Origin of the sequence: Paenibacillus sp. UNC496MF (assembly GCF_900113915.1) — a bacterium.
Classification (GTDB): Bacteria; Bacillota; Bacilli; order Paenibacillales; family Paenibacillaceae; genus Paenibacillus_Z; species Paenibacillus_Z artemisiicola.
In genome coordinates, this window is the sequence record NZ_FORE01000015.1 from 71,902 (window position 1) to 87,981 (window position 16,080).

Consider the following 16,080-nt stretch of genomic DNA (forward strand, 5'->3'; position numbering starts at 1 on the left):
GTATAACTCCGTCCTCTACGGGCGGGTTTATACGATCGGAACCCCCTAAAGGAGCAATTCCATGAACAAGAGCTTTAAAATGACTCTGCTTGCGTTGGCGGTCACTTCGACGCTTGCGCCCATGTTGGCGGCCCCGGCAGTCAAGCTTCTCATGCTGGATTTCACGGCAGTAAACCCGGTGCTCATTCAACTCGTCGTCACTTTCGCGTCTTTCTTTATTTTGCCTAGTTTGTTGGTCGGAAGTTTGTTGGCCAACCGGCTCTCGAAGAAGACGCTTCTCGTCATCGGATTGATCTTGTACGTTATCGGCGGGGTCGGACCCGCGTTCATGAATTCCATCGGAGGAATTTTGGTTATGCGCGCGGTTCTTGGACTGGGCATCGGCTTCATCACCCCGCTGATGAACGCGTTAGTCGCCGAGTATTTCGAAGGCGAGGAACGTTCCAAGATGAACGGTCTCACCGTCGGCGTGAACGGATTAGGAGGCGCCTTCTTTCTCGTTATCGGCGGAGCCGTTACGGCGTTAGGATGGAGAGGCGTGTTCTGGACTTATTCCTTCGGCGTCGTCTTGCTCATTCTGGTGTTGGCTTTTGTTCCGCGCGTTAAACCGGTCAAGATAGAGAGCGGCGAAAACGATCGCAATAGTAGAAAATCGTTGCCGATCGGCGTATATATGGTCGGATTGCTAACGACGGGACTTATGGTTCTGTATTACGTCATCCCGACCAACCTTGCCGCGTTCGTCGTCGATCATCATCTGGGCACGTCCGCGACGTCGGGATATTTAACGGCTCTATCGTTTCTATTGGTTTTTATATCCGGTATCGTCGGGACCAAGCTCAGGCAACGATTAGGAAAGGGAACGGTCCCCCTCATTTTCCTGTTATTCGGCGCCGCGTTCTTGTTATTAGGCGAAGCTCATTCGTTATGGATGGTTGCCGTGTCGGTAGGGATCGTCGGGTTCGGATTCGGACTTGCCTATCCTGTTTTGTTAAATAAAATGGCGATTGTCGCAACGCCACGCCATCGAACGCTGGCGATTATGCTTATGACCGCGTTCGCGAACATCGGCCAATTTATTTCTCCTCTCGTCACCAATGCCATTCAATCGCTCTTTTATCTAAACTCCATTCGCGGCGTCTTGCTCCTGATCGCGATAATTTTGGCAATCCTGCTTATCGCCTCGATAATTCGCTTATCGATATCGAACGGGAAGAAACCAGCGCAAACCTAATCTTCTATATTCGGGATTTCCGTTATTCAAACCATACAATAAAGGAGAGTTCATGTACTCATGAAACAATCGATGATGAAAGCCGCGATTTTGGAGCAATTTAAAGCGCCCCTTAGAGTCGGGGAAACACTCCGTCCGATTCCGGGTCACAACGAGGTGCTCGTTAGGATCAAAGCGAGCGGAGTAAACCCGCTAGACCTGAAGACGAGGGAAGGGGTGGCACCGCACACCCGCACGGCGCCTCCCGCGATATTGGGAATGGACATGGCCGGTATCGTAGAAGAAGTCGGAACCGACGTAACCGGATTCGAGCCCGGAGATGCGGTTTACGGTTTGACAGGCGGCGTAGGCGGAATCCAAGGCTCCTTAGCTGAATACGCGGCGGTAGACGCGGATTTGCTCGCAAAAATGCCGAAGGGCATGTCGATGAGGGAGGCCGCGGCATTGCCGTTGATCTCGATTACGGCCTGGGAAGCGCTGGTCGATCAAGCAAACGTTCGTCCAGGCCTTAACGTGCTCATTCACGGCGGCGCCGGCGGAGTCGGCCATATCGGAATCCAACTCGCCAAGTCGCGGGGGGCGAACGTGTTCGCGACAGGATCGAAAGCGAGTCAAGACGTCATTAAGAAACTAGGCGCCACGCCAATCGATTACGCGGACGCTTCGGTTGAGAGCTACGTACAGGCTCATACGGATGGGGAAGGCTTCGACATCGTAATGGATAACGTCGGAGGCACGACGCTCGATGCATCTTTCAACGCCGTGAAACGATATTCCGGCCACGTAGTCAGTATTCTGGGTTGGGGAACGCATAGTCTGGCGCCATTATCTTTCCGTGCCGGCACCTACTCTGGGGTGTTTACGCTTATGCCTATGCTTACCGGCAAGGGACGTTCTCGTCATGGCGAAATTCTTCGCGAAATCGCGAATTTGTATGAGCAAGGAGCGTTAAAACCGATTTTGAACGAACGGATGTTCACGTTGAATCAGATCGAAGAAGCTCACCGCGCCATGGGCGATAAGCAAATCGGCAAAATCGTCGTAAGCATCGATTAAGGAGGTGATGGAATAAAACAAGCAGGTATAATGATTGAATGATAATTTATTTCGGAAAACACTAATGTGGGGATAAAGGAGAATCACATCATGAGTAATACCGTCGTTAATTACGCGAAGGATCTTGAATGGTTCGACACGATGCCGGGCGAGAAGATGACCGTTCGTCTGCACAGCAATCAAGTTGACGGAGCAATGACGATCATCGAAGCGCGAGTTCCTTCTCTAATGGGCCCGCCGAAGCACATCCATAATGAAAGAGAAGAAACCTTCGAAATCCTTGAAGGCACTTTCCGTTTCCAAGTTGGAGACGAGGAGTTCGATGCAACTCCAGGAACGACCGTGCGGGTTCCTCGCGGCGCCGCACATGCATGGGCTAATGTCGGTCCCGAAACAGGACGGATGCTGTTTATCTTCACACCGGGCGGTATCGACGATTTCTTCCCTGAAATTGGACGTCATTCTCTCGAGGAAATCATACACATCGCGTCAATCCACGATACGGTAATCATCGGTCCTCCGATGGTACTGAAGTAAAAGCAATCTCTTGGATGAAAGAACATGCGGCTTCGTCTTTTTGTATGCAAATTCCACCGCACGCTCTTTCCGACAAGAGCATAAAGGGATGAATGGAAAAAGCCTGGAACGGTTTGGCGATTTCTGCGCTTTGTTCGGTAATATTAATGAGAGGCTGCCGTTTCGGCAGCCCAAAGACATCAAATAAGAAGAAGACAGAAGAATAATTGTCGGGTGACAAGAACATTATCTCATTAAATGCCGCGAAAACCGCGGCTTTTTTGCATTTATGGGATCAAGTTCTTGTCAAAACGAATTGACAAGAACTTGGTCCCATTTTCGAACTTGACAAGAACTTAATCTCACTCCCGACGGTTGGCTGGGAAGATTGCTGCGATCCTCTGATTAAAGGCCGCGATAATCGCGGCATTCGACCATTACCGACAATATGTCCGGCGCGACGGACGAGGAGAAGCTTGAACTAAGTTCATCCTAACCCATGAACTCTTTTCCATGTTTACCGATAGGGGATTTTCTTTCGTTTTTCGAGCTGGTGCTTATCAAGAAAAATGTTTACCTGCAGTAATCTTAGTTCCCCATTCACCTATCGGTGTATAAAAACTCAGTTCTCGGCCAAGCAAGAACTCTGCTGCCTTCGTATATGGACCTTGACGATAGCTTTTGTTTCTTCTTCTGCCAGCCATTTCTCTTTAGAGCAGTTCCAAATTTCAAAAAATACAATTTCATCAGGATTATCCACATTTTCATGAACAATGCCGTTTACAAAGGTGGGTTGGGGTTACTTGGCACCTTTGTAAGTCAAATTGACATGACTAAGGTCAGTGTTGTTGTCGAAGATAAATTCAAGTTGGTAATTCCCACGGATATAAACCAGCTTTTTCTGGGCGGTTTTACCGGCTTTTATCGTTGTAGCTGAGTTTGGCACCCCCCACTGCTTCATCAGGATGTTTGGAGTAATGCCGCCAAGATTGTGTTGGCGCTCCATGCCCGTACCGAAATAGCGCATTTCTTGAAGTTTGTCCGATTTGTAGGAAAAGGATAATCCGGGTTGACCCATTGACCCTTCGTATACATCAAATGCATTAGCGCCCGTGCCGACTTGAATCCCCTGACCGAATATTTTGATAACCTCTTGACGCGTAGTTTTCCCAATTGTGAATCCTTTTGTTAGTTTGCCTATGTCTTCAGGGAATTGGCCTTTAAGAGCAGGCTTATAGAAGCTGTTCAGGAAGCTGTTAACGGTTTGGGGAGCTTTAGAGGGGGCCGCAGTCGAAATCGTTGCTTGCGTTGAAGCATATGCGGGTGTCAGGCTGTTCGTTATCCCGACGATTCCGAGAATTGCAGCACCCGAGATCAAACATGCGGCCGTTATATTTTTTGCAGATAGTTTATTCTTCATGATCTTTCCTCCTGTTGTCCAGCACTTGATCATAGTACTGATCTATTAGTTGTGTACGCCTATACTCATAAACGAGAGTTGTTTGCCGCCACGTTTCGTAAGCGATTCATTATGATGAACCTCGTCAAGTTTTTTGTAGGGATCCCTTACGAAACTGATCTTAATTCATGCGCAGGGGACAAAAGTTACGATACAGTTAAAGCCCGATGACGAAAGGGTAACGGCAAGCGGCAGGCGGCGACAACGGACGTTTGCCGACGAACCAGACCGGCCCCTCCGTCTGCGCATAGTTTATTGAGGGAACATTAAAGACGCGGAAGGACGAGTGGAAGCGTAGAACAGAGACGCAAACGGAAGACGGCGCTGGTTAGGAAACGGGCGAAGAACGACATCCGGCAGCCGCCGAGGATCGAAACGAATGTCAACGAGCTGAAATGGCTCAACGGCAAAAGCCCGCAGGATCGAAAGCGCAGGACGATGCAATAAGCAGTCGGATAAGGTCGTACGATCGCGTTGGAGCGTCGGCCGATTTCAAGCATTCATCCGCAGAATGAAAAGCCGCTTACCGGACGCAGGGGACGGACCCTGGCACCGGCAGGCGGTTTTTGTTTCTTTCCTCGTACGGATTTCGCAAGAAGTATCGAAAGGATAGAATTTGGTCTCATTCCTATTTCGGCTCACGGATCAGGCCCCGAAGCAGAAGGCATGCGTAACGTTACGTGAAAGTTCTTTTTACTCGTTGGACTGACCACAATAAACAAGGATGGCGAGGTTGAAAATGAGGAAAACCCACGGTTTTATATATGAATCATAGCTCGAATCTGAAGTGAGCAGCATGCAGGTGAATAATTCCGAATTGTAAGAAGAACGTGATCACCAAATCGAAATTTTGCGTGCTGTGCTCAAACAACGGGAATTTTTATTCCGGAGTTTTGAGAAATGAGTAAGCGTAGGCAAGAAAACCTATTTCTTAAAACGAAGAATGCGACCAACAGCAAACTCAAATGCTCGATTCGCTTTAGGTGTAACCAAAACAGCGGCTAGTCTAGTAATTTATTTTTCGTGTCCTAGTCGGCCGCTGTTTCTATTAAACAAATTAGTTCTCTAATCTTATCTCAAAGGTGACGATCTTTGAACGGAAAACTGCGTGAATCGGCAGCTTCAGTCCGCAATTTTTATTCGACGTACACAAGACGCTTTCGATGATTATTCCAAGCACATCTCCTGTAGAGCTGTCCGTCCTTCCTGCCCCAAGCCGAATTCTTCAGACAGATAAACATCGACGCTGCCGTACGTCTGCTTTATGGATCCGAAAACGGCTTCCATGAATTCTTCTTTTACACCCAGCATCTGTTCGATGTTTCGCAGTTCTGACTCGTTCACCTGCTCGCCAAGCCCGCGCAGTTGCTCATCGTTATAGGCTTTCATGATTTCATTAGTTAGCAGATAGTCGTCCATGATCGTAGCTTTCGGAACGCCGAGTGCGAGCAGAATCAACGCGGACCCGACACCTGTACGGTCTTTACCCGCTGTACAGTGTTGAACGAGTCCCAGCCGATCCGGGAGTTGTATGAGATCCATAAGGCGTTTGTAGGACGAATTATGGATTGCAAGCCTTGAGTACAGTTCAAGCAACATATCTTCTGCGCGGAATCGTTTAAAGAACCCGCTTTTGACCAAATCAACGATATAGTGCGGGCTTCGTTCCTGGTTCTTCATTTGACTAGGCATGTTGATTTGGGAGGCTTGGGCTTCAGGAATAGCAGATAGGCGTATATTAATGACGCCAGGAATTACCGGATCCGGTTTATGGCGTGCTTCACCTTCATCGCGATAGTCGAAAATTGTTTTGATCTTGAGGGTTTGAAACGTTATCAGATCTTGCTCGGAAAAGGCGGTCAATTCATCGGAGCGAAAAAACAAGCCTCGTTTAACCTTTCTTCCGTCAACCGTTTTATAGCCGCCCATGTCGCGAAAATTATTCGTACCTTCAAAGGAAATGATTCGATTCATACTTGTACCTCACCGGTTTGATTTGAAAAAAAAGAATGCCGGGGAGTCGGCTGAAATCCGGGCGTAAGCCCCTCAACCGAAACTCCGGCTTCATATATCCTGATGCCTATCCGTTACTGCTGCGTTTTCGCCCATTCGTCAAGCTGCTTTTGCTTCTCGGCTACGATTTTGTCGCTTCCTGCCGCCTTTAGCTTATCGATGAATTTCGGCAGAACCACCTTGGGATCGAGCGTCCCTGTCTCCAGCCCCATCGTGAATTCGTTGACCACGTTACTGACCGCAGCAATTTCCGTCTTCACGTTCGTCACGTCAAATATAAAGCCTCGCGCCTTTGAAGGAACCGCGTTTTTGTTAAACTCGTCCATCTTTTTCCAAATATCCGGGTCCTGCGTCGTCCAGGTGTAGGACTGGAACATATTTCCGAACATATACGCCGTATTGAGGTTATAACCACTATTCGAAGCATCAACACCCGCAGGATAATCGATGACGTTATCCGACTTCTTCACATAATGCTTGCCTTCGATTCCCCACACGAGCAGGTTGTACAGTTCTTTGTCCGAATAGAGCAGATTGAGCATCATCATCGCACGGTCCGGATTCCCGGAGCTTTTCGGAATCGACCACATGGAGTTGTTCATCATATCGGAGGTGGAGAAATCCGGTGTCAACGGAACGGATATCATTTCTCTGCCGATCACTCGGGCAATATCCGAGTCAAAGGCGGGATTCATATTCGCGAAGAACCCGAACGCCTTGCCCCCCTTCACGAGCTCGAGTGCGCTTTGTTTGTTCGTGGCAGCGTCCTTCGGCAAATAACCGGCTTGAAACCACTTGTGCATCCAATCCAAATCATCCGCATATTCCTGCGTTTCATACCAGTCGACCACCTTCAATTCGCTGCCTTCATTCTGCAGCACGCCGATGCTTCCGCCCAACGGATCATATGGCGCATAGCCTTGAAAGAAAGGAGAGTATCCCGGGTTTTTGCCGACAAGCGGCATTACGTCCGGTTCATTCGTTTTGATGGTCTGGAAGACGCCGTCCAAATCCTGGAACGACTTGATCTTGGTCACATCGATATGGTATTTGTCGACCAAATCCTTGCGCATATCGATGCCATAAAACGTGGCCATGTCCTTGTTATCCGGGATTGCATAGGTTTTACCTTTTATATTTGCGGCCGCGATTTGAGCGGGTTGCATGACGGCTTGGATGCCGGAGCCGTATTTCGCCAATAGATCGTCAAGCGGAAGATATACGCCGCTCGACGCCAGCGAAGGGAAATTAAACAGAGTAGAGGAAGGGATTAGATCGACTTTCTCGCCGCTGGTAAGCATCAAATTCGTTTGTTGTCCCCATTGGCTAGCAGGGATGGGGACCAGCTTGATTGTGGCATTGATTTTCTCCGTCAATATTTTGTTCAACGCTTCCTGGACTTCGGGCATATCCTTCTGGTCGTTGCCCAGAAAGACCATTGTCAGCTCATAGGGATCCAAGTTCGATGCATTTGACGTCGTCTCCGACGAAGCCCCGTCATTGGTTTGGGCACTGTCCGCGTTACTGGCATCCCCTGCATTGGCACTTCCTGCGCTATTGGCGTTGCCTGCGTCATTGGCTCCGCAGCCTGCAAGCAGCATACCCGATGCGAGCAAGACGGTCAGTCCCGTCTGCACGGTTTTTCGCTTCTTCAACATGAATGAAACCCTCCTGGAGAATTTATATGCCGACCAGTGTGAAACTGGAGATGGCCTTACCCTTTGACTGCGCCGATCGTGAGTCCCTTGACGAAATAGCGCTGGAAGAACGGATATGCGATCAGAATCGGAACGATCCCGATAACCGCCATCGCCATGCGCACCGTCTCCTTCGGGACATCCGCGAACATATCGCCCGTATTCCCGGCGAAATTGCTGCTGGTCAGGAATTCGAAGTCGAGCAAAATGCGGTTCAGCAGATTTTGCAGACTGTACAGCTTGCTGTCGGTAATATAAATCATGCCGTTAAACCAATCGTTCCAATAATGTATCGTCTGGAACAGTCCGACGGTCGCCAGAATCGGCATTGACAAGGGCAGCACGATCTGAACGAACGTCCGGCATTCACCGGCCCCGTCAATAGCAGCCGACTCGATCACCGGAGCCGGAATGGACGTCGCGAAAAACGTGCGCATCATCATCACATAGAAGGCATTCATCAGCAGTCCCGGCACGATTAGGCCAAGCAGCGTGTTCTTCAGCTCGAACAGCTGCGTGTAGACCAGATATTGCGGCACTAGCCCGCCATTAAGCAGCATCGTGAAGAACACGACAAACGACCAGAACCTGCTGAAGGGCATATCCTTTCGCGATAGCGGGTAGGCCAGCAGCGCCGTAATGATCAGACCGGCAACGGTTCCGATAAGCGTAATGGCGATCGTAATACCATACGCATGCAGAATCCGGCTGAGATCGTGCCCTAAATAACGATAGGCCGCCAGGCTAAAGGACTTTGGAAAAAAGGAATAACCGTGATGAAGAATCGACTGCTCGTCCGTAACGGATGTGATGAACAGCAATAGGAACGGAAGAAGGCAACAGGCTGAAATGACGAGCAGCACGATGTGCACGAACCATTGCCAGATGGAGTTTTTCGTTTTCATGCGAGCCACCTTCTTAAAATAAAGCATGATCTTTGTTCAGTTTTCTGACGACGAAGTTGGATGCCAGCACCAGTACGAAGCCGACAAGCGATTGGTACACACCGGCAGCCGAGGACATGCCGACATCGCCGAGCGTCATCAGGGAGCGGTAGACATACGTATCGATGACGTTGGTCGTCGACTGCAGCGCACCCGCATTCAATGGCACCTGGTAGAACAGGCCGAAGTCGGAGTAGAAGATGCGGCCGATCTGCAGCAGCGTCATAATCGTGATGACCGGCACCAGCAGCGGAACCGTGATGCGCTTAATCTGCTGCCACTTGCTGGCCCCGTCTATCATCGCCGCCTCGTAATACTCGGGGTCGATGCCGATAATCGAGGCCAAATAGATCACGCTCAAGGAGCCCGCGCTGATCCAGATATGAACGGCAGTCAGAATATAGGGCCAATAGCGAGGCTCGCTGTACCAGGAGATTTCCGGCAAGCCGAGCATTGGAAGAATGGTTTTGTTCAGGAAACCGGTATCCGCGCTGAGCATCGCGAAGACGAGGTAACCGACAATAATCATCGAGATCAGATAGGGAAGCAGGATAAGCGTCTGATAAACGCGCGATAGCCACCGTTTCCGGACTTCATTCAGCAGAATTGCCACGCCCACCGGCACGACCATGTTCAAGCAGATGAAGGCGGCATTATATAGAATGGTGTTTCGGGTGATCAGGAGCGCATCGGACGTCTTGAACAAATACTCGAAGTTCTTGAACCCGATCCAGCTGCTGCCGAAGATGCCCTTGGTATAGTTAAAGTCCTTGAACGCAATGATGACGCCGAACATCGGCAGGTAATTGTTGATCAGGAGGTAGAGAAGACCCGGTACCATCATGAGTCCTAATACTCCGTATCGCCGGGCTTTTCCCGCCCTTTTGCCGGCTAGCAGCTTCATTTTGATTTTCCCTTCTTCATGCTTACGGATTGGCTGCGCTGCCGCGCATGTGCGAGGTGCAGCAGCTCTATTCCTTCCATGCTAGTCTGCGAAATACGTCATATCTACGCGGAAAAATTCTTCGTTTGAGGTGGGCAGAATAATCGTCTGAACCGTAGCCTGAAGGTTCGTCACAGTGACGAGGTTATAGCTGCAGAAGTTGTGACCTCCGATTAGGCCGTCCCCGATTCTCCTCCCGACATAAGTAGACCCGGCTGCGGCTACATTGAGAATGCCGTCATAGTGCCCAATGTTGTTCGAGTGGACGTGGCCGGCGAAGACGCCGACAATATCTCGTCCGGTTTTGAGGACGGCGCTGACTTCTTCCGCATTCGTCAAGTTATACTTGGCCGCTATATCGACGATCTTCAGCATGGGATGGTGAAAGGCGATCACGGTACCTTGCGGCGCCGTTGTTTTCAGTTCTTCGGCGAGAAAGTCCAATTGCTTTTGGTCGATGAAACCAAAACCGGTTTCCTCGCCCGGCACTTGGGAGGTAAGCCCGATGAGACGCAAGCCGCCGACTGTCGTCGAGTAGTAATACGGTCCTTCGGAAGGCGCCTCGCCCAGGTAGCCTGCACGGAAAGGAGAACGATGGTCATGGTTGCCAAGCGTGACATAGACGGGCGCGCCAACGAGCGCCGAGCCTTCGTCCACCAGCTTGCGAATATAGGCGTAATCCTCCAAATTGCCTTCTTGCGCAAGATCGCCGGTAATGACAACAAAAGCAGGCTTGTAACCGGAAGCTTTCACGTCTTGAAATATTCGCTTTGCCTTTTCTGTCATGCTTACGTCCCACAGGTCTCGGCCTGGCGCATTCATGTGAGTATCCGTCATATGAACGAATTGAATAGTTTCCATATTGTGTCCCTCCATTCATCAAGTCCTTACATACATGATTATGAATCTTGTATGTAAGAAGAGTGTTAATGGGGTTTAACGGTTTTGTAAAGGTGGGGCAGTGCAGCAGGATGAGGGAGGAAGTGACAAAAGACCGCCCTTACTAGGAACGGTCCTGCCTCGAGGTTTATTTTCGACTACATGAATCGCACCAGCTCTTCGCGGTTGTTTCGCGTTGACTCTACAAACGCTTGTTTTGCGTCCGAAATATTGCCTTCAGACAGATGGCGGTAAACTTCAAGGTACAATTTTTTGCTTGTATAAGGGCGGCTCGGGGCGTTGACGGCACGGTACAGTACGACAAAATATACAATTTTGTCCATATACATATCAAATGTCTGCAGGAAACAATGATTATGTGCCGTCGTAAGGAGCGTTCGAACAAACATGAGACCGTTCTCATAATACTCCCGGTAAAGTTTCTGCTCGCTTGCCGCAACAAGGTTGTCCAAATATTGTTTCATTGTCGGTAGAACTTCTTCATATTGTTGAGGCTCCACTGTATCCAGCACGTAAACATACAGCGCTGTCATGAAGTCAAACATGTCGTACATTTCCTTAATATTGATGCCTTTAACAAGGATGCCGCGCTTCTTAAGCGTTTCGACAAAGCCTTCCCGCGACAAAACGGCCATGGCATCGCGAATCGGCGTCCGGCTCATGTTCAGTTCTGTCGCAAGTTCATTTTCTGAAAGCAGGGTTCCCGGCAAGTAATCACCGTTCAAAAGTTTTTGGCGAATATAGCGGTAGGCGATGTCTACCAATGGCAAATCGGACATGATTAGAAGCTCCTTTATTCGAAAAATCTTCGTAGTAAATTAAATCGGCATCGCCGAAGGCCGAGGGAAAATCCGGATACGGCGTAGGGGAAAATAATACTTAACCATGTACAAGGATTATCGTTCTTGCATGTAAGTCGGATGTTAATTTGGTATTAATTTTATGTAAATTACGAACTGTTTATCGTAACGGGAACCCCAGCTGTCCCATTCATATACTGGATTTGTGTGGAATGAAGGATTGTCGGAGCGTAGACTCAGTGAGATGTGGGAGGGTTAACCGGCAAAAAAATGGATTACACGCATCGGAACTTACGTCATAATTGAAAGTGCAGTGACGTTCTCAAATGGGCATGCAATTGGGAGCGTAAAATCCACAGTACGAGGAGGATTAATATGTACAACACCATTCAAGAATTTATTATGGAGTGGAACAACGAAGCGGCCTCAACGCAGAAAGTGTTGGATGCATTAACGGACGCCTCACTCCAACAGCAAGTTTCACCAGAAGACCGTACCTTAGGGAGAATTGCATTTCACATCGCTCGGAGTACTCCTGGATTGCTTTCAGCGTCTGGGCTGACGGTCGAGACGTTACCACCCGGCGCTCCGTCATCAGCTGCGGAAATCGCCGACAAATTCCGGAAAGTTAGTGCCGATACCGTTGACGGAGTACGAGCACAATGGACAGATTCGATGTTGAAAGAAAGCGTCAAGGTGTTCGGGATGGAGTTGCCACGGGCAGTATTACTATCGATGCTCATCAAACATATTGTTCACCACCGTGGACAAATCACTGTCCTCATGCGCCAGGCCGGGCTCAAGGTACCTGGAGTCTACGGACCTGCACGTGACGAATCGGTTACGTTTGGCATGTAATCTCCAACCGTTCAAAAAAGTACATGATTGAAGTCGAGGGGCTGTCCGAAGAAGCAGTAGCTTTCTTGGGCGGCTCTTTTGTCTGTGAGGATCGTACCAAAGCGCTCGTTTTATTTCAAAACTCTGAAATAATCGTTATCCAGGAATGCAAACGGATTACGATAATGAATTGATTCGCCGATCGGAATCCGATCGGCTTTTTGTACAGGAGAAAGAAATCGATAATCAGAACCGATTTGGGCAAATAGCAATTCGGTCCTTTTGAATGACATGCTCGATTACGCTAACGGGACACGATAGTTCTGAAAAAAAAGTCTGTCCGAAACGTGAATTAGCCCATGCGGCCGGCAGCTTGGTCATGGGAATGTATCTTGGAGCTCGCAGACAGGGTTGGAGATTATACGCTACTTGACCTTGAGTATACTCCAAGGTATAGAATGCATGTAAACCAGCCGGCTACCGGATAACCGGCTTGTAGAGAGGAGCGGAGTATGGAGACATTTACGATCTCAGACATTGTGCAACGGACAGGGTTCAGTCAAGATACGATTCGTTATTAGGCGTCTACTGTAATGTCGATATTGCGGCTATCGTTTTTCATCGGTAAGTACAGCATAGGAAGGCCGAATAAATCAAATTTTTCCATACACCGTTATTTTCAACTCCTGACCAACTATGCGGCATTCTCCTCAACCAAATCTAGAAGGAATTCGGCGTCACGTCGTTCGGAATGAATGCGGTTGATAAAGCTTACGACTTTGTGGATCAAGAGGAAAGGGCAACTGACCTGAACATCAGTTGCCCTTTTTATTTAAAAGACAGACTGTCGCTTATGATAGCTGCGGTGCTGATGGAAGATACAATTATGAGTGACCAAGCACCTGAGAACGGCTGAGCCAATCCTCGTAACGCGTTGAAGTGATACGCGCGTTGCTGTCGTCCGGTACGAGAGACAGTTCGTTCAATCTGGCGCCGAAATAGTGGCCGTTGTCATCGACGATTACTTGACGATTGTCCTGATTCGCGCTTAAGAAGCGACCGATGAATTCGTCCATTCGCATCCGTTCCGGCCCAGCCACTTCGACGATGCCGTATTTTGGCGCCCCGACCGCGAAGTCGACGATCGCAGCGGCAAGGTCGTGAGAAGAGATCGGCTGAACGAAAGCGGACGGGAGCCGGACGGTTTCCCAGTCAGTCGCTACATCGGCGATGTTGCCGGCGTACTCGTAGAATTGCGTGGAGTGAACGAGCGTATAGGGCACCTTGGAAGATTTGATCAATGCTTCTTGGGCCATCTTCGCACGGAAATAACCGCTTTCGAGAAGTCCGTCGGACCCTACGACCGATAGCGCAACATGATGTCCCACTCCGGCAGCGGCTTCAGCGGCAAGAAGATTTCGCGTAGAAGTCTCGAAGAATTCCAATACGGCGATGTCTTCGAATGATGGCGAATTCGTCACGTCGACGACAACCTGCGCGCCGCTAAGCGCCTCAGCCAGTCCCTCGCCGGTTACGGAGTTGATTCCTCCCAGAGAAGGCGATGCTGCTACTACCTCATGACGAAGCTCACGAAGATTCGCCACCAGCTGTTTTCCGATAAGACCGCTGCCGCCCATAACGACGATTTTCATGTTGAACCTCCTAGTTGTTGTTTACATGATGCGAAAGTATCGACATTTTAAATAATCTTGTGAGTTGCATGTCATGCATACGTTGTGTCTTCTATTGTTCATCGCGCTCCAACATAAAACGACGATGTGAAAAAATTCGTGACATGATGGTGCAGGAGCGAAGGAAAAACGGTGGCGCAAGCATGGAGTCGGATTGCTTGGATGAACCGGAAGGCGCTTTACCAGCGGAATAATAAATCAGACCGAATACGATTTAGCCAGAGGAGAGTCGACCAGGTTTAGTGAATTCATTAAGCATGATGAATTTACGCTATCAATGAACGATGGCGTAGTTTGCAATCCGCAGCGGCAGTGGAAGGCCTGGGGAAAGCGGAAGAGAAGCATGTAAATAAGACATCAGATGAAACCTGCTGCTAGCGGCAGCTATGAGAGGAGCGAATGACAATGTCATTCATCGCGGGAAAACTCGTGACGGAGACGCTCGAATATGATGCCGGTCGGCAAGTTACGGTGTATATCCCTCCGGACCCGCCCCAAGCATTCGTGTTTGCCGGCGATGGTCAGTTGATCTCGCAGTGGGGCGGAATCCTCGAGGAGGCCGGCGCGCCGTCCACGATGATCATTGGCGTGCACCGATTGGCCGATGAGACGCTGCGGCTCCATGAATACTCGCCAGGCTTTAGCCCGGAGCGATTCGCGGCACACGAGAAGTTCTTCGTCGAGGACGTTCACGCATGGGTCCGATCGCGTTTCGAAGTCACGCTACCTACCGAACGCACCGCCGTGTTCGGTGTGTCCGCGGGTGGAGAGCTCTCGCTCGCCGTCGGCCTTCGGCACCCGGACATCTTCGGTGCGATCTTCTGCGCTTCGCCGGGCGGAGGTTACCAACCACCTGACGTGATGCCGGGTTCGATTCCGCGCGCGTATCTCGTTGCCGGTACGCTTGAGCCGTTTTTCCTCGATAACGCGAGCCGATGGGCAGCTGCGCTGCGCGAGTCGGGTGCGGACGTGGAAATGCGGGAGCGGGTGGCGGCACACGACGATCGGATGTGGCGTGCGGAGTTCCCGCTGATGGTGGCATGGGCGTTTGGACGATAACTGCGCCGTATGATTCGCCGGCGGCCGTCGTTATGCTGACGGACAGTTTTGCGCAACATCGTCGTTTGCAAAACAATTCAGATTTCCCCTTGAACCTTACGTAACGTAAGGCTGTATAGTGAACGTAACTGCAGGACAAAACACCGAGGGCAACGGCCAAAAAATCGACCAAGCTGCATTCGAAACCGAAGGAGAAACGGACATGAGAAAACTCGTATTGTTCATGCATGTGTCGCTGGATGGGTATGCGTCGGATTCGAACGGCGGACTGGATTGGATTCCGTACAACGAGGAATTCGAGCGATACGCCGAGGTGGTCGTAGCCGAAGTCGGCTCTCCCGTTTACGGGCGTACGACGTATCGGCTCATGGAGAGCTACTGGCCGACGGTGCTGGAGGATCCGAATGCGTCGAAGCACGACATGGAGCATGCGAAATGGCTGCAGGCTGTGAAGAAGATCGTCATTTCCGGCACGATGGACAAGGCGGAATGGAACAATACGATGCTGATCAAGGACAATATCGCATAGGAAATTAAGGCGCTCAAGGAGCAGCCTGGCAAGAATCTCGTGATCTTCGGCAGCCACGGGGCCGCGAAGACGCTGCTTGAGCTCGGTCTGATCGACGAATTCCTGCTGACGATATGTCCGGTCGTCCTGGGCAGCGGCAAATCGGCATTCGACGGCGCCGTCGAGAAAGTCAAGCTCAAGCTGCTGTCCAGCCGAACGCTCGACTCGGGCATTATCGCGACCCGCTATGAGCTGGTGAAATAACCGCGCCGTACGAAGCGTTCCGCTAACGAGCGCTCTCATACGATGACGCGTGACGGGAAGCATTACTTTTGGCATTGCGCATGAAAATGGTCATGCGCAATGATCGAAAGCGATGCTTTTTTTGTTGCGCATTCATGACCTTTAACGGATTTGGCACGC

At 50.1% G+C, this 16,080-nt stretch carries 16 protein-coding genes; 7 read left to right on the forward strand and 9 right to left on the reverse strand.

Annotation, left to right across the window (positions count from 1 at the left end; translation table 11 throughout):
- Positions 1-61 precede the first annotated feature (61 nt).
- From BMZ79_RS25470 to BMZ79_RS25480, 3 genes are all read left to right on the forward strand, one after another.
- Entirely contained in the window at positions 62-1,234 is a 1,173-nt protein-coding gene (locus BMZ79_RS25470) for an MFS transporter (protein ID WP_090645724.1), read from the forward strand.
- A 60-nt stretch (positions 1,235-1,294) separates the two neighbouring features.
- Positions 1,295-2,290 carry a zinc-dependent alcohol dehydrogenase family protein gene (locus BMZ79_RS25475; RefSeq protein WP_218154786.1) on the forward strand — a complete coding sequence of 332 codons (996 nt, stop codon included), beginning with the start codon at positions 1,295-1,297 and terminating at the stop codon, positions 2,288-2,290.
- Between the two features lie 90 nt (positions 2,291-2,380).
- Positions 2,381-2,827: a cupin domain-containing protein gene (locus tag BMZ79_RS25480; RefSeq protein ID WP_090645727.1), complete on the forward strand. Its 447-nt coding sequence runs from the start codon at positions 2,381-2,383 to the stop codon at positions 2,825-2,827.
- 539 nt (positions 2,828-3,366) lie between these two features.
- Here BMZ79_RS25480 and BMZ79_RS35325 read toward each other — a convergent pair.
- From BMZ79_RS35325 to BMZ79_RS25515, 8 genes are all read right to left on the reverse strand, one after another.
- Positions 3,367-3,510, reverse strand: coding sequence for a hypothetical protein (locus BMZ79_RS35325; protein WP_256253117.1), 144 nt, complete (start codon positions 3,508-3,510; stop codon positions 3,367-3,369).
- A gap of 95 nt (positions 3,511-3,605) precedes the next feature.
- The gene (locus tag BMZ79_RS25485; RefSeq protein ID WP_090645729.1) at positions 3,606-4,226 is read right to left on the reverse strand and encodes a YjgB family protein; all 621 of its coding nucleotides are present in this window, start codon (positions 4,224-4,226) and stop codon (positions 3,606-3,608) included.
- 1,206 nt (positions 4,227-5,432) lie between these two features.
- On the reverse strand, positions 5,433-6,239 hold the full coding sequence (locus tag BMZ79_RS25490) for a tyrosine-protein phosphatase (RefSeq protein WP_090645732.1): 807 nt from the start codon (positions 6,237-6,239) through the stop codon (positions 5,433-5,435).
- A 113-nt stretch (positions 6,240-6,352) separates the two neighbouring features.
- The gene (locus tag BMZ79_RS25495; RefSeq protein ID WP_090645734.1) at positions 6,353-7,936 is read right to left on the reverse strand and encodes an ABC transporter substrate-binding protein; all 1,584 of its coding nucleotides are present in this window, start codon (positions 7,934-7,936) and stop codon (positions 6,353-6,355) included.
- Between the two features lie 56 nt (positions 7,937-7,992).
- A complete protein-coding gene (locus tag BMZ79_RS25500; RefSeq protein WP_090645737.1) occupies positions 7,993-8,880 on the reverse strand; it encodes a carbohydrate ABC transporter permease in 888 nt (295 codons plus the stop codon).
- A gap of 13 nt (positions 8,881-8,893) precedes the next feature.
- A complete protein-coding gene (locus BMZ79_RS25505) occupies positions 8,894-9,823 on the reverse strand; it encodes an ABC transporter permease (protein WP_256253119.1) in 930 nt (309 codons plus the stop codon).
- An 81-nt stretch (positions 9,824-9,904) separates the two neighbouring features.
- Positions 9,905-10,723, reverse strand: a complete 819-nt coding sequence (locus tag BMZ79_RS25510; protein ID WP_177222335.1) for a metallophosphoesterase family protein — start codon at positions 10,721-10,723, stop codon at positions 9,905-9,907.
- 176 nt (positions 10,724-10,899) lie between these two features.
- Positions 10,900-11,541, reverse strand: coding sequence for a GntR family transcriptional regulator (locus tag BMZ79_RS25515; protein WP_090645743.1), 642 nt, complete (start codon positions 11,539-11,541; stop codon positions 10,900-10,902).
- A 396-nt stretch (positions 11,542-11,937) separates the two neighbouring features.
- On the opposite strand from BMZ79_RS25515, the gene BMZ79_RS25520 reads away from it, so the two are divergent.
- A complete protein-coding gene (locus BMZ79_RS25520) occupies positions 11,938-12,420 on the forward strand; it encodes a DinB family protein (protein ID WP_090645746.1) in 483 nt (160 codons plus the stop codon).
- A gap of 863 nt (positions 12,421-13,283) precedes the next feature.
- Here the strand turns inward: BMZ79_RS25520 and BMZ79_RS25525 are convergent.
- A complete protein-coding gene (locus BMZ79_RS25525; RefSeq protein WP_090645748.1) occupies positions 13,284-14,051 on the reverse strand; it encodes an SDR family oxidoreductase in 768 nt (255 codons plus the stop codon).
- A gap of 444 nt (positions 14,052-14,495) precedes the next feature.
- On the opposite strand from BMZ79_RS25525, the gene BMZ79_RS25530 reads away from it, so the two are divergent.
- From BMZ79_RS25530 to BMZ79_RS35690, 3 genes are all read left to right on the forward strand, one after another.
- A complete protein-coding gene (locus BMZ79_RS25530; RefSeq protein WP_090645751.1) occupies positions 14,496-15,149 on the forward strand; it encodes an alpha/beta hydrolase in 654 nt (217 codons plus the stop codon).
- A gap of 202 nt (positions 15,150-15,351) precedes the next feature.
- Positions 15,352-15,678: a dihydrofolate reductase family protein gene (locus BMZ79_RS35685; protein ID WP_218154787.1), complete on the forward strand. Its 327-nt coding sequence runs from the start codon at positions 15,352-15,354 to the stop codon at positions 15,676-15,678.
- A gap of 3 nt (positions 15,679-15,681) precedes the next feature.
- Positions 15,682-15,921, forward strand: a complete 240-nt coding sequence (locus BMZ79_RS35690) for a dihydrofolate reductase family protein (protein WP_371263802.1) — start codon at positions 15,682-15,684, stop codon at positions 15,919-15,921.
- Positions 15,922-16,080 lie beyond the last annotated feature (159 nt).